This is a genomic window from Vreelandella sp. GE22, from assembly GCF_968212445.1.
On sequence record NZ_OZ309110.1, the window covers coordinates 3723352 to 3744507 of the forward strand.

Sequence of the window (21156 nt, forward strand, 5' to 3'; positions counted from 1 at the left end):
GCTCTCCTTAGGCTTGAACCAGCGGGCCGGGGTTAGGCAGGTACTGCTCGCGGATGGCTTTCGCCGACCAGTAGGTCAACGCGCCGACCAGCCCCGTCGGGTTGTACTGCAGGTTCTGGGGGAAGGCGCTGGCGCCCATCACGAACACGTTATGCACGTCCCAGCTCTGCAGGTAGCGGTTCAGCGCGCTGCTCGAGGGGTCGGTACCCATGATCGCCCCGCCCACGTTGTGGGTGGTTTGATACGGACGTACGTCGTAATGGGAGTCGAAGTCCTTGAACGACAGCTTGTAGTCGTCCGGGCCCAGGGCCTTGGAGAGCGCGTCGATCTTTTGCTTCATGAACTGGGTCATGCGCACGTCGTTGGCTTTCCAGTCGAAGGTCATGCGCATGAGCGGCCGGCCGTGGTCATCGGTGTAGATGGGGTCCAGATCCAGGTAGCAGTCACGATACGACATGTTACTGCCGTGGGAGCCGATGGTCATGGTATGGCCATAGGTCTCTTGTACCGCCTCTTTCCAACCCACGCCCCAGCTCGGCGCGTCCCCGCGTAGCGGCATGTTGCGAATCGGCTGGCCGTTGGTCATCGCAGCATTGATATAGGAGCCGCCGATGAAGCCCTCCTGGCCGAAATCGATCTGCTCGACGCCGAAGTCGTTGATGATCTCGCCGTTGGCCCCAGCGCCGACGAAGGGGTTGAACTCCTTGTCATTGAAATAGAGCGTGGCGCCACCGTTCATCTGGTAGGCGTAGTTCTTGCCCACGACGCCCTCGCCGGTTTCCGGGTCGTAGGGCGTGCCGATGCCAGAGAGCAACATCAGGTGGACGTTGTGCAGCGAATAGGCGCCCAGAATCACCAGATCCGCAGGCTGGAAGACTTCATTGCCGTCGCCATCCACATAGGTCACGCCCGTGGCGCGCTGGCCGTCGTTATCGAGCTCCACGCGCAGTACTTCACTGTTGGTACGGTAGGAGAAGTTTTCGCGACGCTTGAGCGCGCCCAGCACGCAGGTTTGCGGCGACGACTTGGAGTAGTTCAGACACCCATAGCGTTCGCAGAAGCCGCAGAAGTTACACGGGCCCAGCTGCATACCGTAGGGGTTGGTGTAGGCCTGGGAGGCGTTGGCGGCGGGCAAGGGGAAAGGGTGATAGCCCTCGCTTCGCGCCATATCGGCGAAGAGTTCGTCGTTATAGGTACGCGCCAGCGGCGGCATCGGATACTCATCGGAGCGCCAGCCTTCGAACGGGTTGCCGCCCTGCTGGATCTCGCCGTTCAGATTACCCGCCTTGCCGGAAATGCCCGCCACTTTTTCGAAGAAGTCGAAAAACGGCTCGAGCTCGTCGTAGCTGACGCCGAAGTCCTGAATGGTCATCTCGTCCGGGATGATGTCCGCGCCCCAGTTCTCCTCGACGTAGCTTCGCAGTCTCAGCTCTTCGGGCTGCGGGCGCCAGGTATGACCGTTCCAGTGAGTACCCGCGCCGCCCACGCCGTCGCCGGGTAGAAACGACCCCAGGTTACGGTAGGGAACGGCCATGTCGTCCAGCCCGTGGCGAACGGTGAGCGTGCTCTTGGCCGGGCGCTGCATCAGCTGGTAGCGCACCCCATAAGTGAGCTCGTCGGCCATTTTGGGGTAGGCGAAATCCGGTACCGTGTCCCGGTCCTCGCCGCGCTCGAGCGCGAGTACGTTGAGCCCCTCGTCGGTGAGCTCCATGCCCATGATCGAGCTGGTCCAGCCGAAGCCCACCAGCACCACGTCAACGGGTGGTTGTGTCTTAGCCATGCTTATCCTCTCTCCCCGTTAATGCTGACCGGTCCCAGCGGATACTCGACGTTATGCTGGTCGACCCACTCGCGGTACGCCCCGCGTGCGCCGGGGAAGCCGATGAACTTCCACGCCGCCATGTGCTTGTTGCCGCCGTGGATGGGGTCGGCAAAATAGCCCTCTTTGGTGTTTTGCAGCAGCATGTCGAAAAAGTAGCTGCTCCGCATCGCTTCCATTTCGACATCCCCCTGGGCGAGCGCGGTGAGTACGTCATCGCGCGCCGCGTCGTCGAGGGCGGCGAAGGCCTGACCGTGCTGGCGCTGGCAAAACGCGTTGACCGCAGGTATGCCCTGCCGGTACATGTCGCGGGGGGCCAGCGATATCTGATGACCGAACAGTTCAGGGACGTCGTCGGGAAACGGCCCTTTCATGTACCAGTCGGCGGCGTGACCAAAACGGCCTTCCATTTGACGGTCGATAAAGATGGGGACGTTGGTTTCGAGCGCGCCGGGGCCGGGGCCATCGCCGGGGATCAGCCGGTCACAGGCGGCGATGATGAACTCCCACTCGCTCTCATCGAAAAAGATCGGCTGGTAGTCGCCAAGCTGCTCGGGGGGTTCATCGGCGGGGGCAGTCAGCGAAACGCCGCTACCGATGGTGACCGCGGGGATACTGGTCAAGGCGCCTTTCATAAAGCGCCGGCGTGATGCGTCTTTAAGGCTCACGTGCTCTCCTCTTCTTTGCGTCGACGGGCCATGGCATGACGAGTCCTTCAAGCGCTTTAAAAGCGAAGCGTTTATAAGACTTCTTTTAATTATGGCGGTTAGCTTAATGCAAAACCGGTTAATTAGCTTAGTAACGATCAAAGCAGATTGCCCGAGCGCTTGGAAAAAAAGCACCCTAAAAAAGCGACGCCCGGCGGATGCCGGGCGTTTCAGACGGGATTACAACTTTGGTAGTAAGGGCTTTTATCATCCGCGTTTATACACCCGAATGTACTGCGCCAATGATTAGCTCTGTGCCTTTGGCGCGTCCTCCTCCACATTTGTTAAAGCAGAAGTACAGTGCCCACAGCGGCTTGCCTTGATCGGCACGGCCATAAAACAGTACGGGCAGGACTTTTCTACCGGGCTTTTGGGTTCATCCACTTCTTCACGCTTTAGGCGGTTGATGGTGCGTACCAGCATGAACACCACGAATGCCACGATAGCGAAGCTAATGACGGCGTTTAGAAAAAGCCCGATATTGAGCGTCACCGCCCCCGCCGCCTGGGCCGACGCCAGTGTCAGGTAAGGCCCTGCCACCGCCCCTTCGCGCAACACGATGAAAATGTTCGAGAAATCGATTCCGCCGATCAACAAACCAATGATCGGATTCATGATATCCGCCACCAGACGCTGGACGATGAGCGTAAAAGCGCCGCCGATGATAATACCCACCGCCATATCGATGACGTTTCCTTTAACGGCAAACTCGCGAAACTCCTTGAAAAACCCCGACATTTCAGCACTCCTCGTTTAGAAAGTTTATTAGCATATAACGCTTTAATCATAAAACCCGCTACTTCAATAACTTATAAAAAGCGACGCCGGGTGTTCAGAAAACGTTGCGTTTTACTGGTTAATGCGAGAAAACCTCATTGGAGGGTTTTACAGGCGACCTTGGCCATTCTATTTGCGACAAGCCGTGCACCTCTTTCAAGATTGCTTTGTCAGTATAAGTGTCATCCATGCCACTATGCAGGCAGGACGCAACAAAGCTCGTTCATGGATTAAAACAACACGCCAGCGACATACCAGAAAAACAATAAAAAACCCAAGACGTTTAGGTGATAGAGGTAAAGACCATGACATCCGATCAAGTAACATACGGCGCTCCCGAGAGCCGCCCCAGCGCACCGCAAACCCTCGGTTTTCTGCTGCTGGATAATTTCACCCTGATTTCCCTGGCGTCTGCCATTGAACCCCTGCGCATGGCCAATCAGCTGGCCGGCCGGGAGCTTTACCGCTGGTATACGCTCACCCAGGACGGTGCGTCGGTACGCGCCAGCGACGGGCTCAACGTGACCCCGGATGCCGCCATGCAGGCGCCGCTTTCACTCGATTGGGTAATCGTTTGCGGCGGAGTAGCGCCCCAGCACAGCGTCAGCCGCGAGCACATTCACTGGCTGCAGGCCCAGTCGCGCCAGTTGAAGCACCTGGGCGCCATTTGTACCGGCAGTTGGGCGCTGGCCAAGGCGGGGCTTCTGGATCACTACGAAACCAGCATTCACTGGGAGTGTTTGGCCTCGGTGCAGGAAGCGTTCCCGAAGATCGTGCTGACCACCAAGCTTTTTTCCATCGACCGGGACCGCTTTACCGCCTCCGGCGGCACCGCTCCTTTGGACATGATGCTCAACCTGATTGCCCAGGACCACGGCAAAGCGCTGTCGGCGGGTATTTCGGAGATGTTCATTTACGAGCACATGCGCAACGAGCAGGACCAGCAGCGCGTCCCCTTGAAGCACGTGCTGGGCACCACCCAGCCCAAGCTTTTGGATATCGTGGCGCTGATGGAGTCCAACCTCGAAGAGCCTTTAGAGCTCAATGAACTTGCCACCTACGTGGACGTGTCCCGGCGCCAGCTCGAGCGGCTTTTCCAGCGCTACCTGCACTGCTCGCCCTCGCGCTACTACCTGAAGCTTAGATTGGTACGCGCGCGCCAGCTTTTGAAGCAGACGTCGCTTTCGATCATCGAGATCGCCTCTGTGTGTGGTTTCGTCTCCACGCCGCACTTCTCCAAGTGCTACCGCGAGTGCTTCGGCATTCCCCCACGCGACGAGCGCTTGGGCTCGCAGTCGCGCCAGTCGCCCCAGATCAAGGCCGCGCCGATGATCCAGCACTGGGGCGTCGAGCCAACCAGCAGCGAACCCGCCTCGAGCGCCCTGCTGGCGCTGGCCTACGCCCAGGGCGAGCCGACCTTTGCAAGCGTACCGCTGGTGAACTACTAGCGCGCCCGGCCACTTGCCGTAAGCACTGCCAAAGAGCTGCCCCATGGGTAGCTCTTTTTTTATACCACCCCTTCCCAGCACCCCGGTGCTTTTTAACGCGAAGCCGAGGGCTTTGCCACGCGCATTGCCCAGGATGACGCTTTTGGAATTTCCGTCGTCGTTTCCAAGAGCAGAGCAGGCCCAGGGCAGCGCTATGCTCCCCTTCATGGACAACCCTGGAGCCTCGTTATGAACCCTGCTGAATTACACCAAGACGCCATCGTCATCGACGGTTTGATCATCGCCAAATGGAACCGGGAGCTTCTGGAAGACATGCGCCGCGGTGGCCTGACGGCGGCCAACTGCACCGTCTCGGTTTGGGAGGGCTTCAAGGCCACGGTGGACAACATCGTCGCCTCCAACAAGCTGATGGAAGAGTGCAGCGACCTGGTGCGCCCGGTGCGCACCACCGCGGATATCACCCGCGCCAAGGAAGAAGGCAAAACGGGCATCATTTACGGGTTCCAGAACGCCCACGCCTTTGAAGACCAGATCGGCTACGTGGAGGTATTCAAGCAGCTCGGCGTGGGCATCGTGCAGATGTGCTACAACACCCAGAACCTGGTGGGCACCGGCTGCTACGAGCGCGACGGCGGGCTCTCGGGCTTCGGTCGCGAGATCGTCGCGGAGATGAACCGCGTCGGCATGCTGTGCGATCTCTCCCACGTGGGCGCCAAAACCTCCGAGGAAGTCATTCTCGAGTCCAAAAAGCCGGTGTGCTACTCCCACTGCCTGCCCTCGGGCCTTAAAGAGCATCCGCGCAACAAGTCCGACGACGAGCTCAAGTTCATTGCCGACCACGGCGGCTTCGTCGGCGTGACCATGTTCACGCCGTTTCTCAAAAACGGCGTCGACTCGACCATCGACGACTACTGCGAGGCGATCGAGTACATCATGAACATCGTCGGCGAGGACGCCGTCGGCATCGGCACCGACTTTACCCAGGGCCACGACCAAAACTTCTTCGAGTGGCTGACCCACGACAAGGGCTACGCCCGCCGTCTGACCAACTTCGGCAAGATCATCAACCCGGAAGGCATTCGCACCATCGGCGAGTTCCCCAACCTGACCGAAGCGCTTTTAAAGCGCGGCTTAAGCGAGTCCCAGGTCAGAAAGATCATGGGCGAGAACTGGGTGCGCACCCTGAAGGACGTGTGGGGCGAGTGAACACCGCAGGAATATGCCGACGCGCCGTGAACCAATAGCGTGAACAAATATAAGTTTAAGGAATATCACCGTGACCAAGACAGCTCCCGAACTCCCGATCGAGGTCGACAGCGAAACCGGTATCTGGACGACCGACGCACTGCCGATGCTCTACGTGCCGCGCCACTTCTTCGTTAATAACCACATGGCCGTCGAAGAGGCCTTGGGCGCGGAGAAATATGCCGAGATTCTTTATCACGCCGGCTACAAGAGCGCCTGGCACTGGTGCGAAAAGGAGGCCGAGCTCCACGGTCTCGAAGGCGAGGCCGTGTTCGAGCACTACATGAAGCGGCTTTCCCAGCGCGGCTGGGGGCTTTTCATCACCGAGGAAATAGACCTGGACGCGGGCACCGCGCGGGTACGCCTGGAGCATAGCGCCTTCGTCTACCAGATGGGCAAGGTGAATCGTAAGATCGAGTACATGTTCACCGGCTGGTTCGCCGGCGCCATGGACCAGATTCTGGCCGCGCGGGGAAGCGAAACGCGCACGGTGGCCGAGCAGACCCAAAGCGGCGCCGAAGACGGCTGCGAGCACGGTCTGTTTGTCGTAACGCCCTTGAGCTGAGGTTACTCCCATGGCATTCGATGCACTATTCAAACCGATCCAGATCGGCAGCCAGACGATTCGTAACCGCGTGGTCAGCACCGCCCACGCCGAGGTGCACGCCACCGACGGCGGCATGACCACGGATCGCTACGTCAAATACTACGAAGAGAAGGCCAAGGGGGGCTGCGGGCTTTGCATCTGCGGCGGCTCATCGATCGTTTCCATCGACAGCCCCCAGGGCTGGTGGAGCTCGGTGAATCTGTCCACCGACCGCATCATCCCGCACTTCCAGAATCTGGCGGACGCCGTCCATAAGCACGGCGGCAAGATCATGATTCAGATTACCCACATGGGCCGCCGCTCACGCTGGGACGGCTTCGACTGGTCGACGCTGGTCTCGCCTTCGGGTATCCGCGAGCCGGTCCACCGCTCGACCTGCAAGACCATCGAGGAAGAGGAGATCTGGCGCATCATCGGCGACTTCGCCCAGGCCGCGCGCCGGGCGAAGGAAGGCGGCCTCGACGGCGTCGAGCTCTCTGCGGTGCACCAGCACCTGATGGACCAGTTCTGGAGCCCCCGGGTCAACAAGCGTACCGACGAGTGGGGCGGCACGTTTGAAAACCGCATGCGTTTCGGCATGGAAGTGCTCAAGGCGGTGCGCGCCGAGGTCGGCGACGACTTCGTGGTGGGTATGCGCATCACCGGCGACGAGTTCCACCCGGATGGCCTCGACCACGACGAGATGAAGCGCATCGCCGCCTATTTCGACGCCACCGGCAAGGTCGATTTCTTCGGCGTGGTAGGTTCGGGCTGCGATACCCACAATACGCTCGCCAACGTCATTCCCAACATGTCCTACCCGCCGGAGCCTTTTCTACACCTGGCCGCGGGCATCAAGGAAGTGGTCAGCGTGCCGGTCATTCACGCCCAGAACATCAAGGACCCCAACCAGGCCCAACGCATTCTGGAGGGCGGCTACGTCGACATGGTCGGCATGACCCGCGCCCACATCGCCGACCCGCACATCATCGCCAAGATCAAGAACGACCAGGTCGATCAGATCAAGCAGTGCGTGGGCGCCAACTACTGCATCGACCGCCAGTACCAGGGCCTCGACGTGCTGTGTATCCAGAACGCCGCCACCGCGCGGGAGTACATGGGGCTACCGCACATCATCGAAAAAACCGACGGCATCAAGCGCAAAGTCGTCGTCGTGGGCGGCGGCCCCGGTGGTATGGAAGCCGCCAGGGTCTGCGCCGAGCGGGGTCACGACGTGACGCTGTTCGAGGCCAAGGACCAGATCGGCGGGCAGATCACCGTCGCCTCCAAAGCGCCCCAGCGCGACCAGATCGCTGGCATCACCCGCTGGTATCAGTTGGAGCTCAACCGGCTGGGCGTCGACCAGCGCCTGGCCACCAAAGCCGATGAAGCCACCATTAAAGATCTGCGCCCGGACGTGGTGATTCTGGCCACCGGCGGCCAGCCGTTTCTCTCCCAAGTGCCCGAGTGGGGCTATGACGAGGATACCGAGCAGAGCCTGGTGGTCAGCACCTGGGCGATCCTCAACGGCGACGTGGAGCCTGGCAAGAACGTGCTGATATTTGACACCATCTGCGAGTTCTCCGGCGTCTCGGCGGCGGACTACCTGGCGGACAAGGGCTCAAGAGTCGAGATCGTCACCGACGACATCAAACCCGGCGCGGCGGTGGGCGGCACTACCTTCCCCACCTACTACAGAAGCCTGTACGAGAAAGAAGTCATCATGACCTCGGATCTCGCGCTGCATAAGGTGTACCGCGAAGGCGAATCCTTGGTCGCGGTGCTCGAAAACGAGTACACCGGCGCCCAGGAGGAGCGCGTGGTCGATCAGGTCGTGGTCGAAAACGGCGTGCGCCCGGACGAGGCGCTCTACTACGCGCTCAAGGCGCAGTCGCGCAACAAGGGCCAAACCGACATCGAAGCGCTCTACGCGATCGAGCCCCAACCTTGCCTCTCACAAAGCGGTGAAGGCTTTGCCCTGTTCCGCCTGGGGGATTGCACCGCGCCGCGCAACACGCACGCCGCCATCTACGATGCGCTGCGCCTTTGCAAGGACTTCTGACACAATAACGCTGTAAGCTGAACGGCCCGGGGCACGCCCCGGGCCGCAGACCTTACGGTGTCTCTGAGAGGAGAGACGCCATGCTCGATACCCTGTTACCGATTTTACTGTTTTCCGCGCTGGCGCTGGCCATCGTCGGGGCGGTTCGCCGTGCCCGCCTTTGGCGCCAGGGGCGGCCCTCTCCCGTACCCGTATTGAAGGGCCTAATGCAGGTGCCCAGGCGCTACCTGGTCGACCTGCACCACGTCGTCGAGCGGGACAAGTACATCTCCCACACCCACGTGGCCACCGCTGGCGGCTTCGTGCTGGCCGCGCTTCTGGCGATCATCGTCCACGGCTTTGGCCTGGACAGCGCCATCCTTGCTTGGGTGCTGCTGGCCGCCACCACCAGCATGTTCCTGGGCAGCATCCTGGTCGCCAAGCGGCGCAGCCCCCCGCCATCAAGGCTTTCCAAAGGGCCCTGGATGCGCCTGCCGAAAAGCCTGATGGCGTTCTCGATCGGCATGTTCGTGGTCACGCTGCCCACCGCCGGTATCCTGCCGGAAGGCGTTTTCCAAAGCGGCATGGGCTGGGTTGTGGCGCTGGTGCTGGCCGCGGTCATCGTCTGGGGCCTGGGCGAGATGTTTTTTGGCATGACCTGGGGCGGGCCGATGAAGCACGCCTTCGCCGGTGCGCTGCACCTGGCGTTTCACCGCCGTCCGGAGCGCTTTTCGGACAAGACGGGCGGTGAGCGCCGCTCCACCGGCTTGAAGGCGCTGCACCTGGGTGATGACCACGCCAAACTTGGCGTCGAAAAGCCCGCGGACTTTACCTGGAACCAGCTGCTCGGTTTCGATGCCTGCGTGCAGTGCGGGCGTTGTGAAGCCGCCTGCCCGGCGTTTGCCGCCGGCCAGCCGCTCAACCCCAAAAAGCTGATTCAGGACATGGTCGTCGGTATGGCCGGCGGCAGCGACGGCCACTATTACGGCTCGCCCTACCCCGGCAAGCCGGTCGGCGAACACACCGGTGACCCCTTTGGGCCCATCGTCGCCCGGGAAGGCACCTCGCTGGTGGATGCCGAGACGCTCTGGTCCTGCACCACGTGTCGCGCCTGTGTGGAAGAGTGTCCGATGATGATCGAGCACGTCGACGCCATCGTCGACATGCGCCGCTTTTTGACCCTCGAACATGGCAACACGCCCAACAAGGGCGCCGAGGTGCTGGACAACCTGATCGCCACGGACAACCCCGGCGGCTTCGACCCGGACTCGCGCCTCTACTGGGCGGCGGACTTGAACCTGCCGCTGATGGCGGATAAAAAAGAGGCCGACGTGCTCTTGTGGCTGGGCGACGGCGTGTTCGATATGCGCAACCAGCGCACACTGCGCGCCTTCATCAGCGTACTGCGGGCCGCGGGCGTCGACTTCGCGGTGCTGGGTAATGAAGAGCGCGACAGCGGCGACGTGGCCCGCCGTCTGGGCGACGAAGCGACCTTCCAGACGCTCGCCAAGCGCAACATCCAGACCATGAGCCGCTACCGCTTTAACCGCATCGTCACCTGCGACCCGCACAGCTTCCACGTGCTCAAAAACGAGTACGGCGAGCTTGGCACCGATGATGCCCCCGCCCGCTATCATGTGCAGCACCACAGCACCTATATCAACGAGCTGGTGGTGGGCGGTGCGCTCACTTTCAAAGAGTGGAAAGGCGGCCGCGTGACCTACCACGACCCGTGTTATCTGGGCCGCTATAACGGCGAGTATGAAGCACCGCGCGACGTGCTCAAGGCGCTCGGTATCGAGGTTCAGGAAATGGCGCGCTCCGGCTACCGCTCGCGCTGCTGCGGCGGTGGCGGCGGCGCGCCGATCACCGATATTCCCGGCAAGCAGCGGATTCCCGATATGCGCATGGAAGACGTCCGCGAAACCGGCGCGGATCTCGTCGCCGTAGGCTGCCCACAGTGTACCGCGATGCTGGAGGGCGTGGTCGAGCCACGCGCCGGTATCAAGGATATCGCCGAGCTGGTCGCCGACGCGCTGATCATCGATGCACCAACCGATAAAGCCGCGCCTGAACAGAGCGCTTCCACGCCGGCGCGCGCCGTAGAGGAGGTAACGCCATGAGCGACCTGATTCGCCGCGACCCGCGCAAGGAGTGGATCGCGCGTAACCGCCTGCACCCGCAGCATTTAACGGTACTGGCCGAACTCGGCGGTGGCGCTAAAGCCACCGAGTGGATGGGCCCTAACGGCGTCATCCGCCGCGACCCTCGCGCGATCGGCTTTATGGGTCCGAACGGCGTTCGCCGCATTGATCGTAGCGGCGCGCAGCAAGCGGCTCAGGCCCCGGCGCACAGCGCCGAGGCCAAGGACACGCGCAAGTCCGTCACTATCGAGTCGCCGGCGTTTATGGTCGCCGTGGTGCCGGATATGGCCGGCGGACGGCTCTCCGCTCACGACCGCGACCTGCTGGGCCTGGCGCGCCAGCTGGCCGATGCCAACCCGGACCAACCCGGCGCGGTGGTGGCCATCGTGTTTGGTGAGCACAAGGAGGGCGCCTTTGGTGAGGCCGGCATCGACCGGCTGCTGCACCTGGAAGGCGAGCGTTTCTCGGGCTACCTGCCGGAGCTTAAAGTGGCCACGCTGCAAAGTGTGGAGCGCGAGCTGGCCCCACGCTTTTGGCTGCTGCCCGACTCCACCATCGGCGGCGGCGAACTTGGCCGACGCCTGGCCGCGCGGCTGGGGGAGCGCCCGGCGGCGCAGGTATGGCAAGTCGAAGCCAATGATGAAAGCCCCTCCGGGTGGCGGGCCACCGCGCGCGCCGGCGCCGGGCGCCACGATATTCACCGCGCCCTGCCCCGGATCGTACTGGCGCTGGCCGAGTGCGCCGACCCGGTCAGCGACACCCGTCACGCCGCTGAAGCAATCGAGCTAAGCCAAGCGCTCCCCGACGTGCTCGGCCGTATCGAGGATCTCGGCGAAGTGGCGGTGGACCCGGCCAGCGTCTCGCTGGCGGAAGCCGAGTTCATTCTCTCGGCGGGTAACGGCGTCAAGGATTGGGAGGGCTACCACCACGCCGCCGAGGTGTTGGGTGCAGCCAAGGGCGCCTCGCGGGTGGCGGTGGACGACGGCTACATGGCGCGGGACCGCCAGGTGGGCGCCACCGGCACTTGGGTTTCCGCCCGGGTGTACCTGGCCATCGGCATTTCCGGTGCCATTCAGCACCTGCAGGGGATCCAAAGCTGCGAAAAAGTGGTCGCCGTCAATCTGGACGAGGGCTGCGATATGGCCAAGCGCGCCGATCTCACCATCATTGGCGATGCCAGTGCCGTGCTGGCCGCGCTGGTCGCACGGGTCGAGCAGCACCGCCTGGAACAGCAGGAGAACCGCGATGCCGCCTAATTCTTCATCCGCGTCACAAAGCACTTCACCCGCTCATCAAAACGCCGGGCTGCACGTGGCCGTGCTGGTTTCCATCGGCCGCCACCCGCTAACCGCCCGCGCCCGGCGCGCCGACCAGGACGCCCGGGCGGTAGAAATGGCGCTGTCGCTTAAAGGGGCCTCCATCGAGCTTCTCCACACCGGCCAACACGCGGGCGAGCACGAAGAGGCGCTGCGCGGCTATCTAGGCATGGGGATCGAGAGCGTCAACCTGATCGAGCAAGCGCCCAACGCCGACGTGGTACCGGCGCTGAGTGAGGCGCTTCGCGAAAACGCGCCGCAGCTGATTCTGACCGGCAGCCGCGCGGAAACCGGCGAAGCCTCTGGCCTTCTGCCCTACCAATTGGCCGAGGCGCTGGGCTGGCCGATCATCACAAGCCTGGCAGCGGTCGAGAAGGTCGAGCAAGGCACGGCGGTGGTGCTTCAGGCGCTGCCCCGGGGCAAGCGCCGGCGCCTGCGCATTCGCCTGCCGGCGATTGCCACGATCGACACCAGCGCCCCGGCGGCGCGCCAAAGCGCCTTCGGCCCGGCCCGGCGCGGCGAGCTGGCGCTAAGCGAGGCACAAAGCGAAATTGATGAGACGTTAGCCGGTTGGCAGTTCCACCCGGCGCGCAAGCGTCCGAAACGCCTCAAGATCGTCAAATCCTCCTCGGCGCGAGACCGCTTCAAGGCTGCCGCCGCCAAGGCGGACGGCGGCGGGCAAACGCTCAACGATGTCACCCCGGAACAGGGCGCCGAGGCGATCTTCAAGCTGCTCAAGGAGGAAGGCGTGCTGCGCTAGTCACGCATCCGCGCCCATCCAACACGAACCGCCCACCCCAGCGACGCGTTGCGCCGCGTCGCTGGCTAAAGCCTGCTCCTACGGAAGATGAATCACACTGCACGAATGGCCACGGGGTTTCGTAGGAGCCCGATTCATCGAGCGATGGCGCCGACAGGCGCCCCGGATGAGGCCGCCGTGACACCGCCCACCCCAGCGACGCGTTGCGCCGCATCGCTGGCTAAAGCCTGCTCCTACGGGAGGTGAATCACACTGCACGAATGGCCACGGGGTTTCGTAGGAGCCCGATTCATCGGGCGATGGCGCCGACAGGCGCCTCGGATGAGTCCGCCGTGATATTCAAACCGCGTTCGTTGAACAGCGATTCGAGGGGCTTATTTTACGGCCACCCCCGGATGCAACCTCAGCCGCTGGTGCTCTCGGCGCAGGCCAATCCAGGAGTGCAGCACCAGCACGGTAATGACCACCACCCCGCCGGCCAGCGTCGAGGCGGTGGGCTCCTCACCCAGCAGCCACCACACCCAGAGCGTGCCCAGCGCGGTTTCCACCAGATAGAAAAGCGCTACTTCGGTGGAGGGCAAGTAGCGCGTGGCGCTGTTGATCAGCACGGTGGCCAGCGGCATTTGGATCAGCCCCATCAGCGCCAGCACGCCAAACTGCGAAGAGTTCAGCGCCAGCGGCGCGGCCAAGGGCAGCGCGATCGCCGCGGAGAGAATCCCGCCGCCGGCAATCAACGCGATCCGGTCAAGATCCGGAAAGCGACGTAAAAGCGTGAGATTGCCCCCCACCGCGGCAGCGGCGGCGAGCGCATAAAGATTGCCCAGAAGCATGCCCTGGGCGCCCTCACCCATGAACACCAGACCCATGCCGGCCATACAGAGCGCAATAGCGACCAGGGTGCGCAGTGCAACACGCTCGCCCAGAAACACCCGTGACAGAATCGCGGCAAACAGCGGCGCCGAGCTTAGAATGACCACCACGTTGGCGACGTTAGCGTTCATTACCGCCAGTACGAAGAGCAGCGAAATCAGCCCCAGCAAAATGGCCGAGGCGAGCGCCGCGAGCGGGTTTGCGCGCAGCGTGGCAAGGCGCTTACCGGAAAGGCAAAAAAGCCCCAGCACGGCGAACATCAGAAAACCGCGCCAGAACACGATCGTAAAGCCATCGGTACTGGCCAGCCGGATCAGCAAACCGTCGAAACTGAGACATACCACGCCCAGCACCACGATGACCAGGCCGCGTTGATAAGCACTTGGCTGCATTGTTTTAGCTCCGGGTCGGTTAAAAAAAACCAACCGCCCGCCATGAAGGCGGGCGGTTGGGCGGTAAGCGGACGTCCTTTGGTTTTAGCGGCTCGCCGCGCTAGCCCGATGAGGGGCTGGCGAGCGCGGGCGCACCAGCCAGAAGCCGACGCCGCCGGCCATCAATAACATGGCGCCGCAGCCAATAGCCAGCCCGTAAGCGCCCTGCACCGCGCCGGGGGCGACGCCGAACGGCTCGGCAAAACCGTCCAGCGTCACCGCGTACTGCTGCCACAAAAAGACCCCGATCGCCACGCCGCAGAGCATGGTGCAAAGCGCGATCCAGCGGGTGCCCGGCACCCAGCCACTAACGGCCTGGGTATCGACGTCGTGCAGAAACGCGCGGTAGGTATGCTCGGCCTGGCTGACGCGCGTGGCCTTGGAGGCAAGCCCAATGGCCACCAGCGCCATCAGCGTACTCAATAGCACCGGGTGCAGATACACCGGCAGGCTCAGCCACTCGGCCTGTACCATCAACGAAATGGCCACGTTGCCGGCAAAACCGACCGCCAGCCCCCAGCCCGCACCGGCGGCGGTGATGCGCTTGCTCCAGATGCTCAAAAGCGCCACCGGCCCCCAGGACGAGGCGAACAGCGTCGCGGCAAACCACACCACGGCCATGACCGCCGGCGGCTGAAAAAGCGCCAGCACCAGCGCGACCAGCCCTGCAGCCAGCACCGCCAAACGGCTTTTACGCATCGCCGAGGCCTCGTCTTTCGAGGCGGCAAGAATGTCGTTGGAGATGCTAAAGCCGATGATCGACAGAAAGGTCGAACACGACGAAAGCCCGGCGGCGAACACGCCGGTCAAAATCACGATGCCAAGCCAGGTCGGCAGGATGTTGAGCGCCACCCAAATCATGGAACGCTCCGGGTCGAGGCCCGGGTCGTACAGGTTGATCGCCGCCCCGGTCACCATCATCAGCGCGTAGAAAACGGCGAGTGCCACCGCGGTCAGCATGGCCGAGCGCATCACCACGTGCTCGTTGCGCGCCATCAGGTAGCGACTCGACTGCCAGGGGCTCGCCGCGAGCACCGCCGCCCACACAAGCCCCAGCGTCAAACCCCAAACCAGCGCCTCGCCGGGGGTGGAGAAGGTAGCGTTCGGGCCTTCCAGCACGCCGTGCCACAGCGCGATATCGGGCTTGTCGGTTTGGGTCAGCAGCCCTTCGATCACGCCGCTGAAGCCGCCCAGATCCTGAATCACGTAGATCGATCCGCCTATTGCTGCCAGCGAAAAGATCACGAACATGATCGTGTCGGTGAGCATGACCCCGGGGGAGCCGGAGTAGAGAATGAAGCCGGTGTAGGTCGCCCACACCAGTACCAGGCCCACCCAGTAAGGCATACCGGTCAGCTCGGCGAACATGATGCCCGCGCCCTGCATCACGCCCAAAAGGTAGGCGCCCAGGCCGATGATCGTGGTGAGCCCGGCAATGATTTGCACCCGGCGCGAGGCGAAGCGCTTGCCGAAAAATTCCGGCACGGTATTCGCCTCGCTTCTGCGCAGGTAGCGGCCAAACACCAGCGCGCCCAGCAAGCAGCCCGAGGTGCTCACCGCGGCAAAGATCAGCATGACGAAAGGATAGCCCTGGTAGGCGAAACCGGTTTCCCCCAGAAAGGCGCTGGTGCTTAGGTAGCTTGCCACCAGGGTGCCCAGAATGAAAAAGGTCGGTGCGTTGCGCCCAGCCACCAGGTAGTCGTCCAGGCCCTTGACGCGCCGGCCGGCCAGATGCCCGATCACAAAGTAGCCGACCAGGCTCAACAGTATCGCGATGGTGTAAATCATAAGCGCAGCCGTAAGGTTATTGATGTTGTTAAGCGGGGTTGCCAAGCGCTTTCAAGACGCTTTACAGCATGATGCAGCGCTTTATAAGCGTACTCTTAGCTATTAACGCCAGCGGCTGCCGGAATTACGACATACGCCAATGCACCTGCGAGAAAGGCAGCTCTGTGGCAAGCGACATCCCTTTTCACCCCTTGTTGTGTGGGGAACGCCTGTACCGGCCACAGCTTATAAAGCCTTGAGCCGGATCCCGAAACCCGGTTACCCAAAACCGACCTCGACGTAGCCAAAGACGCTGTCCATCGCGCACGGACAAAGCGACTTTGCGTACACTGAGCGCTTTAGCCTCGCTTTTCGCGACCCATTGATAAGAGGATGCAGCCATGATGATTGTCGAACTGATCGATGGTGATGACTTTCGTGCGCGGCTCGAGACGCTGGGGATCGCGCTCCCCCAGGATGCCGACCCGGACACCTGCGCCCGGCGCGCGTCCAGCGCCCACCGCCAGCAGCCCGTCGATGGGTTGCCCGCCTTCATCGAAGCGCTAAAAGATCGGCAGGATATCGTGCTGCCCGAGGTTCGCGAGGCGATCGAACGTCATCTGGCCTTTATCGAGTAGGCCAGTCGCCAGCACCTGCCCGAAGGGATCTTGAAGGGATAGAAACGAAAAACCGGCGCCCCGCTAAGCGGGAGCGCCGGTAGGTAGGCCAAAAGGCGGGCGGCTAGCCCTGGGCCTTGGCAAGCGTGAGTGAAACGCCCTCGCCGTTCAGGTTCTCCAGCATGCGCTCGGCGTACCAGTTGACGAAATCGATCACGCCGAACTCATAGGTTTCCGAGTACGGGCCGGGCTGATAGGCCTTCGAGTTGATGCCCCGCTGGTTCTCTTCGGCAAGCCGGCGGTCCTGGTCGTTGGTGGCGTCCCACACCCGGCGCATGTTCTCCGGATCATAATCCACGCCTTCGACCGCGTCCTTGTGTACCAGCCACTTGGTGGTCACCAGGGTCTGCTGCGGGCCCAGGGGCAGCACGCGAAACACGATCGAGTGATCCCCCATGAAATGGTTCCAGGAGTTGGGCAGGTGCAGGATACGCAGCGAGCCCATGTCCGGGCTGGTCAGCCGGCCCATCAGCTTACTGCAGGCGGGCTTGCCGTCCATGGTCATGGAGACCACGCCATCCAGCAGCGGCGTGCGGGTGATCCGGTTACGGCTACCGAAACGCTTGAGCTGCCAGGGCACCTGTTCGCCGTTCCAATCTGACTGCTTGCGCGACACCAGATCCTTGTACTTATCGGTGGCCCGCGGGTCTTCGGTGTCGTCGAACTCCATTAGCGAGTTCAAAAGCTCCGGATGAGCGCCGTTGCAGTGGTAGCACTCGCGGTTATTCTCGAGCACCAGCTTCCAGTTCGCCTGCTCGACGATACTCGACTCCACCGCCACCTTGACGTTGTCCATCTGGTAGGGCTCGAGGTAGTGCTCCAGCGTCACCAGGAAGTCGTCGATCGACGAGGGGTTCTCGCTTAAGTTGATGAACACGAAGCCGCCGGCGGTGCGTACGTTGACCGGCTTCAAGCCAAACTCATTCAAATCGAAGTCGGCCCCCATGTCGCTGCCGGCAAACAGCAAACGCCCGTCGAGCTCGTAAGTCCACTGATGGTAGGGGCAGACGAGCTTGGCCACCTTGCCCTTGTCGGTGGTGCAGAGCCTGGAGCCGCGATGGCGACAGACGTTATGGAAGGCGTGGATCTCGCCTTCACTGCCGCGCACGATCACGATGGGGTTGTCACCGACGTCCAGGGTCATGAAGTTGCCCTTGGCTGGAATTTCGCAGCTCATGCCCGCGAACAGCCACTCTTTCTCGAAGATCTCTTGCATATCGAGGGCAAAAAGCCGGGCGTCGTTATAAAACGGCTGAGGCAACGAGTAGGTGCGCGCCCGAGACGTGAGCATCTCGATCGTCTCTTCACGCATGGCGGCTAGGGGGTCGTTCTGGGTGTAATCCGTCGTGTTGTTCATACCAGATATCCTTTTAAACCCGCCTCCCCATGAGGGCGGCGACACAGTCATTGACCAAACGTAGTTGTCTTGTTGTTTAAGTTGCGTGACCTGACGTTGTGCGGGCGCGCGGCGATGGCTCTTTGTGATTTGCTACTTATGAAAAGGATTGTGGTCCAGGGGTTTTGACGTCAATTATCTGCCGACGACACTGCGTAGCGTGCCGACGACGCGAAAACGGATTTCTCACGCCTTGGAGGTGGCACCAGATAAGTGCGTGTCGCTAACAGGTAAGCTGGCCCGAAAGCGCGTATCCAGAATGCAGGCAATGGTGCTGGACCGTGCAGTGCAAGGACGGGCCGGTGAAGGCAACGCGATAGCACGGCCATATTGAGACGACGATGACAACGAACTATTTCAACCCCGTCACGACCCAGACCTGGACCAATGGCCGCCACCACGTGCGGTGCGTCAAGATCATTCAGGAAACCCCGGACGTGCGCACGTTCTGCTTCATGGCCGAGCAGCCCGTCATGTTCTTCTTCAAGCCGGGCCAGTTCGTCACCCTGGAGCTCGAAATCGACAACCAGCCGGTGATGCGCTCCTACACCATCTCGAGCTCGCCCTCGATTCCCTACAGCTTCTCGATCACGGTCAAGCAGATACCAGGCGGCCAGGTCTCCAACTGGCTGCACGCCAACATGAAAGTCGGCGACGAGCTGGTGGTCCACGGGCCGGTGGGCAACTTCAACTCCATCGACTTCCCCGCGGACAAGGTGCTGTTTCTCTCCGGCGGGGTGGGCATCACGCCGTTGATGTCGATGACGCGCTGGTTTTTCGACACCAACGCCAACGTGGACGTCGAGTTCATTCACAGCGCCCGCGCGCCTCGGGATGTCATCTATCACCGCGAGCTGGTGCACATGTTCTCGCGCATTCCCGAATTCAAGCTGCATATCGTCTGCGAGAAAAAAGACGATATCGGCGAAGCCTGGGCGGGCTACCGGGGGTTTTTGACCCAGCCCATGCTCGAGCTCATGGCGCCGGACTTCCTCGAACGGGAGATTTTTTGCTGCGGCCCGGTGCCCTACATGAATGCCGTCAAGGCGGTATTGCGCGCCAACAACTTCAACATGGACCACTACCATGAGGAACTTTTCGGCGCCACGCCGGTCGACGTTCAGGAAGACGTCAAGGAGCTTGCAGAGCAGGCAGAAGTGGAAGCCGAGCTTGCCGAGCCCGAAGACCTTCTCAGCGTCGAGTTCGCCCAGTCGAACAAGAGCGTGCGCATTCAGCCTGGCGAGACGGTCCACGCCGCCGCGGCCAAGCTTGGGCTACATATTCCCAAGGCGTGCGGTATGGGGATCTGCGGCACCTGCCGGGTGCAGCTCAAGTCCGGCGACGTGGAGATGGAGCACAACGGCGGCATCACCGAGGAGGATATCGAAGAGGGGTATATCCTCAGCTGCTGCAGTCGGCCCAAGAACAGCCTGGTGGTGGATTTTTAAGCCACCACACTCAAAGAACGCAACTCAAAGGGCGCAACTCAAAGGGCGCAAAGCGGATACCACCTCGTGGTATCCGCTTTTTTATGCCCATATCGTGCTGGAACCAAAGATAAAAAAACGCCCGCGGCAGTGGCCGCGGCCGCTGGGTGAGGTGAGGCGACGAGACGCGTTAAGCGACGCCGAGCAGCCCATGCGGGTCGAGCACGAACTTGCTGGCCACGCCCTGATCGAACTGCTCGTAGCCCGCTGGCGCGTCCTCGAGCGAGATCACCTGGGCGTTGACGATCTCGGCGATGTTCAGACGCCCATGCAGAATCGCCTGCATCAGCTGGCGGTTGTACTGCACCACCGGGGTCTGGCCGGTATGAAACGACAAGCCCTTGGCCCAGCCCTGGCCAAAGCGCAGGCTGAGGCTTCCGGTTTGCGCGGCTTTTTCCGTCGCGCCCGGGTCTTCGGTCACGTAAAGGCCCGGAATACCGATGGAGCCGCCTTCGCGGGTGATGTCCATCATCTGGTTGAGCACCACCGCGGGCTGCTCCTTGCCGCTGTGGCCCACGGCCTCGAAGCCTACCGCGTCGATGGCGCTGTCCACGCTCGGCTCGCCGACCACGGCGGCGATCATTTCGCCCAAGCGGTCGTGGTTGTTCAAATCGATCGGCTCGAAGCCCATCTTGCGCGCGTGCTCCAGGCGATCCTTGTTGAAGTCGCCGATCATCACCACCGCCGCCCCCAGCAGGCGCGCCGAGGCGGCCGCGGCCAAACCGACCGGACCCGCGCCGGCGACGTACACCGTGGAGCCCGCGCCGACGCCGGCTTTTAAAGCACCGTGAAAGCCCGTGGGCAGGATGTCGCTCAACATGGTGAGGTCGCGAATCTGGCTCATGGCCTGGTCCCGGTCCGGGAACTTCAAAAGGTTGAAGTCCGCGTAGGGCACCATGACGTAGTGCGCCTGACCGCCGACCCAGCCGCCCATGTCGACGTAACCATAGGCGCCGCCGGCGCGGTCGTCGTTGACGTGTAAGCAAAGGCCGGTATGGCCCTCTTTACAGGTGCGGCAGCGCCCGCAGGCAACATTGAACGGCACCGAGACGATATCGCCGATGCCCAGGAATTCGACGCCCTTGCCCTTCTCGATCACTTCCCCGGTGATCTCGTGGCCCAGCACCATGCCGGTCGGGGCGGTCGTGCGCCCGCGCACCATGTGCTGGTCCGAGCCGCAGATGTTCGTTGAAACCACTTTCAGGATCACGCCGTGATCGATGGGCTTGCCATTGGGCGTTTCCATTTTCGGGTAGGCGATATCCTGTACGTCGACCTTCCCGTCGCCGATATAAACAACACCACGATTGTTGGACATGGGACATCCTCTTTTCCAGGTGCCGCGCGGCCATGACCACGCGGCATCGTTATTCTTGAAGGGAACTGGCGTATTTGGCGCGGCGACACAAGCCCATGCTTGTCAGAAACCCGCCAAAGAGCATTAGCTTGCTGCTCCAGCATGGTCCATTAGCCGGTTTGAAAATTACTCACAGACGACATCGAACGGTAGATGGGCGACCTCTTTTGGCGCTAAACACGATTTTGTCGCCAATGTCGCAAATACGCCGCGCGGTGACGTCGGCAAGCATCCTGGGGGCGAGGCCCGGCGATACTATCGCGGCAGGATAGCGTCAAACGGTAGTCAAAATACCGGCGCTAACAGACTCTCAGACCGAATAGAGCGA

The 21156-nt window shown here is 62.0% G+C and carries 16 protein-coding genes; 9 read left to right on the forward strand and 7 right to left on the reverse strand.

Going from position 1 to position 21156, the window contains the following annotated elements; translation table 11 throughout:
• Nucleotides 1-7 precede the first annotated feature (7 nt).
• The 3 genes from ACWHRL_RS17465 to mscL all read right to left on the reverse strand — a co-directional run bounded on the left by ACWHRL_RS17465 (nucleotide 8) and on the right by mscL (nucleotide 3264).
• Nucleotides 8-1780, reverse strand: coding sequence for a GMC family oxidoreductase (locus ACWHRL_RS17465; protein ID WP_447894656.1), 1773 nt, complete (start codon nucleotides 1778-1780; stop codon nucleotides 8-10).
• A 2-nt stretch (nucleotides 1781-1782) separates the two neighbouring features.
• Nucleotides 1783-2487, reverse strand: coding sequence for a gluconate 2-dehydrogenase subunit 3 family protein (locus ACWHRL_RS17470; protein ID WP_447894657.1), 705 nt, complete (start codon nucleotides 2485-2487; stop codon nucleotides 1783-1785).
• Between the two features lie 285 nt (nucleotides 2488-2772).
• A complete protein-coding gene (gene mscL / locus ACWHRL_RS17475) occupies nucleotides 2773-3264 on the reverse strand; it encodes a large conductance mechanosensitive channel protein MscL (RefSeq protein ID WP_447894658.1) in 492 nt (163 codons plus the stop codon).
• A 344-nt stretch (nucleotides 3265-3608) separates the two neighbouring features.
• On the opposite strand from mscL, the gene gbdR reads away from it, so the two are divergent.
• The 7 genes from gbdR to etfB all read left to right on the forward strand — a co-directional run bounded on the left by gbdR (nucleotide 3609) and on the right by etfB (nucleotide 12843).
• A complete protein-coding gene (gene gbdR / locus ACWHRL_RS17480; protein WP_447894659.1) occupies nucleotides 3609-4751 on the forward strand; it encodes a choline metabolism transcriptional regulator GbdR in 1143 nt (380 codons plus the stop codon).
• A 228-nt stretch (nucleotides 4752-4979) separates the two neighbouring features.
• A complete protein-coding gene (locus tag ACWHRL_RS17485; protein ID WP_447894660.1) occupies nucleotides 4980-5957 on the forward strand; it encodes a dipeptidase in 978 nt (325 codons plus the stop codon).
• A 70-nt stretch (nucleotides 5958-6027) separates the two neighbouring features.
• Nucleotides 6028-6561 carry a DUF5943 domain-containing protein gene (locus ACWHRL_RS17490; protein ID WP_447894661.1) on the forward strand — a complete coding sequence of 178 codons (534 nt, stop codon included), beginning with the start codon at nucleotides 6028-6030 and terminating at the stop codon, nucleotides 6559-6561.
• Between the two features lie 10 nt (nucleotides 6562-6571).
• Nucleotides 6572-8644 (forward strand): dimethylglycine demethylation protein DgcA, encoded by a 2073-nt coding sequence (dgcA, locus tag ACWHRL_RS17495; protein WP_447894662.1) that lies wholly within the window; start codon nucleotides 6572-6574, stop codon nucleotides 8642-8644.
• Nucleotides 8645-8724: 80 nt separating this feature from the next.
• Nucleotides 8725-10746: a (Fe-S)-binding protein gene (locus ACWHRL_RS17500; RefSeq protein ID WP_447894663.1), complete on the forward strand. Its 2022-nt coding sequence runs from the start codon at nucleotides 8725-8727 to the stop codon at nucleotides 10744-10746.
• Nucleotides 10743-12023, forward strand: coding sequence for an electron transfer flavoprotein subunit alpha (gene etfA, locus ACWHRL_RS17505; RefSeq protein WP_447894664.1), 1281 nt, complete (start codon nucleotides 10743-10745; stop codon nucleotides 12021-12023). Before ACWHRL_RS17500 ends, etfA begins: the two co-directional genes overlap by 4 nt.
• Complete coding sequence (etfB, locus tag ACWHRL_RS17510; RefSeq protein WP_447894665.1) at nucleotides 12013-12843, forward strand: electron transfer flavoprotein subunit beta; 831 nt, start codon at nucleotides 12013-12015, stop codon at nucleotides 12841-12843. Before etfA ends, etfB begins: the two co-directional genes overlap by 11 nt.
• Nucleotides 12844-13217: 374 nt before the next feature.
• Here the strand turns inward: etfB and ACWHRL_RS17515 are convergent, their stop codons facing one another.
• Both ACWHRL_RS17515 and ACWHRL_RS17520 read right to left on the reverse strand, forming a co-directional pair.
• The gene (locus ACWHRL_RS17515) at nucleotides 13218-14105 is read right to left on the reverse strand and encodes a DMT family transporter (protein ID WP_447894666.1); all 888 of its coding nucleotides are present in this window, start codon (nucleotides 14103-14105) and stop codon (nucleotides 13218-13220) included.
• A gap of 84 nt (nucleotides 14106-14189) precedes the next feature.
• Complete coding sequence (locus ACWHRL_RS17520) at nucleotides 14190-15932, reverse strand: sodium:solute symporter family protein (protein ID WP_447894667.1); 1743 nt, start codon at nucleotides 15930-15932, stop codon at nucleotides 14190-14192.
• A 380-nt stretch (nucleotides 15933-16312) separates the two neighbouring features.
• On the opposite strand from ACWHRL_RS17520, the gene ACWHRL_RS17525 reads away from it, so the two are divergent.
• Complete coding sequence (locus tag ACWHRL_RS17525) at nucleotides 16313-16549, forward strand: hypothetical protein (RefSeq protein ID WP_447554623.1); 237 nt, start codon at nucleotides 16313-16315, stop codon at nucleotides 16547-16549.
• A 103-nt stretch (nucleotides 16550-16652) separates the two neighbouring features.
• Here ACWHRL_RS17525 and ACWHRL_RS17530 read toward each other — a convergent pair whose 3' ends face one another.
• Nucleotides 16653-17945, reverse strand: a complete 1293-nt coding sequence (locus tag ACWHRL_RS17530; protein WP_447894668.1) for an aromatic ring-hydroxylating oxygenase subunit alpha — start codon at nucleotides 17943-17945, stop codon at nucleotides 16653-16655.
• A gap of 380 nt (nucleotides 17946-18325) precedes the next feature.
• Here ACWHRL_RS17530 and ACWHRL_RS17535 point away from each other — a divergent pair, with 380 nt between their 5' ends.
• A complete protein-coding gene (locus tag ACWHRL_RS17535; protein ID WP_447530351.1) occupies nucleotides 18326-19432 on the forward strand; it encodes an FAD-binding oxidoreductase in 1107 nt (368 codons plus the stop codon).
• A 169-nt stretch (nucleotides 19433-19601) separates the two neighbouring features.
• On the opposite strand, the gene fdhA is transcribed toward ACWHRL_RS17535, so the two are convergent.
• Entirely contained in the window at nucleotides 19602-20789 is a 1188-nt protein-coding gene (gene fdhA / locus ACWHRL_RS17540) for a formaldehyde dehydrogenase, glutathione-independent (RefSeq protein WP_447530352.1), read from the reverse strand.
• Nucleotides 20790-21156 lie beyond the last annotated feature (367 nt).

Excerpts from the sequence above, each read along its gene's own strand:
- etfA (WP_447894664.1), top strand. The coding sequence starts at position 10,743 with ATGAGCGACCTGATTCGCCGCGACCCGCGCAAGGAGTGGATCGCGCGT.
- fdhA (WP_447530352.1), bottom strand. The coding sequence starts at position 20,789 with ATGTCCAACAATCGTGGTGTTGTTTATATCGGCGACGGGAAGGTCGAC.
- ACWHRL_RS17465 (WP_447894656.1), bottom strand. The coding sequence starts at position 1,780 with ATGGCTAAGACACAACCACCCGTTGACGTGGTGCTGGTGGGCTTCGGC.
- mscL (WP_447894658.1), bottom strand. The coding sequence starts at position 3,264 with ATGTCGGGGTTTTTCAAGGAGTTTCGCGAGTTTGCCGTTAAAGGAAAC.
- ACWHRL_RS17530 (WP_447894668.1), bottom strand. The coding sequence starts at position 17,945 with ATGAACAACACGACGGATTACACCCAGAACGACCCCCTAGCCGCCATG.
- etfB (WP_447894665.1), top strand. The coding sequence starts at position 12,013 with ATGCCGCCTAATTCTTCATCCGCGTCACAAAGCACTTCACCCGCTCAT.
- ACWHRL_RS17515 (WP_447894666.1), bottom strand. The coding sequence starts at position 14,105 with ATGCAGCCAAGTGCTTATCAACGCGGCCTGGTCATCGTGGTGCTGGGC.
- ACWHRL_RS17520 (WP_447894667.1), bottom strand. The coding sequence starts at position 15,932 with ATGATTTACACCATCGCGATACTGTTGAGCCTGGTCGGCTACTTTGTG.
- dgcA (WP_447894662.1), top strand. The coding sequence starts at position 6,572 with ATGGCATTCGATGCACTATTCAAACCGATCCAGATCGGCAGCCAGACG.
- gbdR (WP_447894659.1), top strand. The coding sequence starts at position 3,609 with ATGACATCCGATCAAGTAACATACGGCGCTCCCGAGAGCCGCCCCAGC.
- ACWHRL_RS17485 (WP_447894660.1), top strand. The coding sequence starts at position 4,980 with ATGAACCCTGCTGAATTACACCAAGACGCCATCGTCATCGACGGTTTG.
- ACWHRL_RS17500 (WP_447894663.1), top strand. The coding sequence starts at position 8,725 with ATGCTCGATACCCTGTTACCGATTTTACTGTTTTCCGCGCTGGCGCTG.
- ACWHRL_RS17535 (WP_447530351.1), top strand. The coding sequence starts at position 18,326 with ATGACAACGAACTATTTCAACCCCGTCACGACCCAGACCTGGACCAAT.
- ACWHRL_RS17525 (WP_447554623.1), top strand. The coding sequence starts at position 16,313 with ATGATGATTGTCGAACTGATCGATGGTGATGACTTTCGTGCGCGGCTC.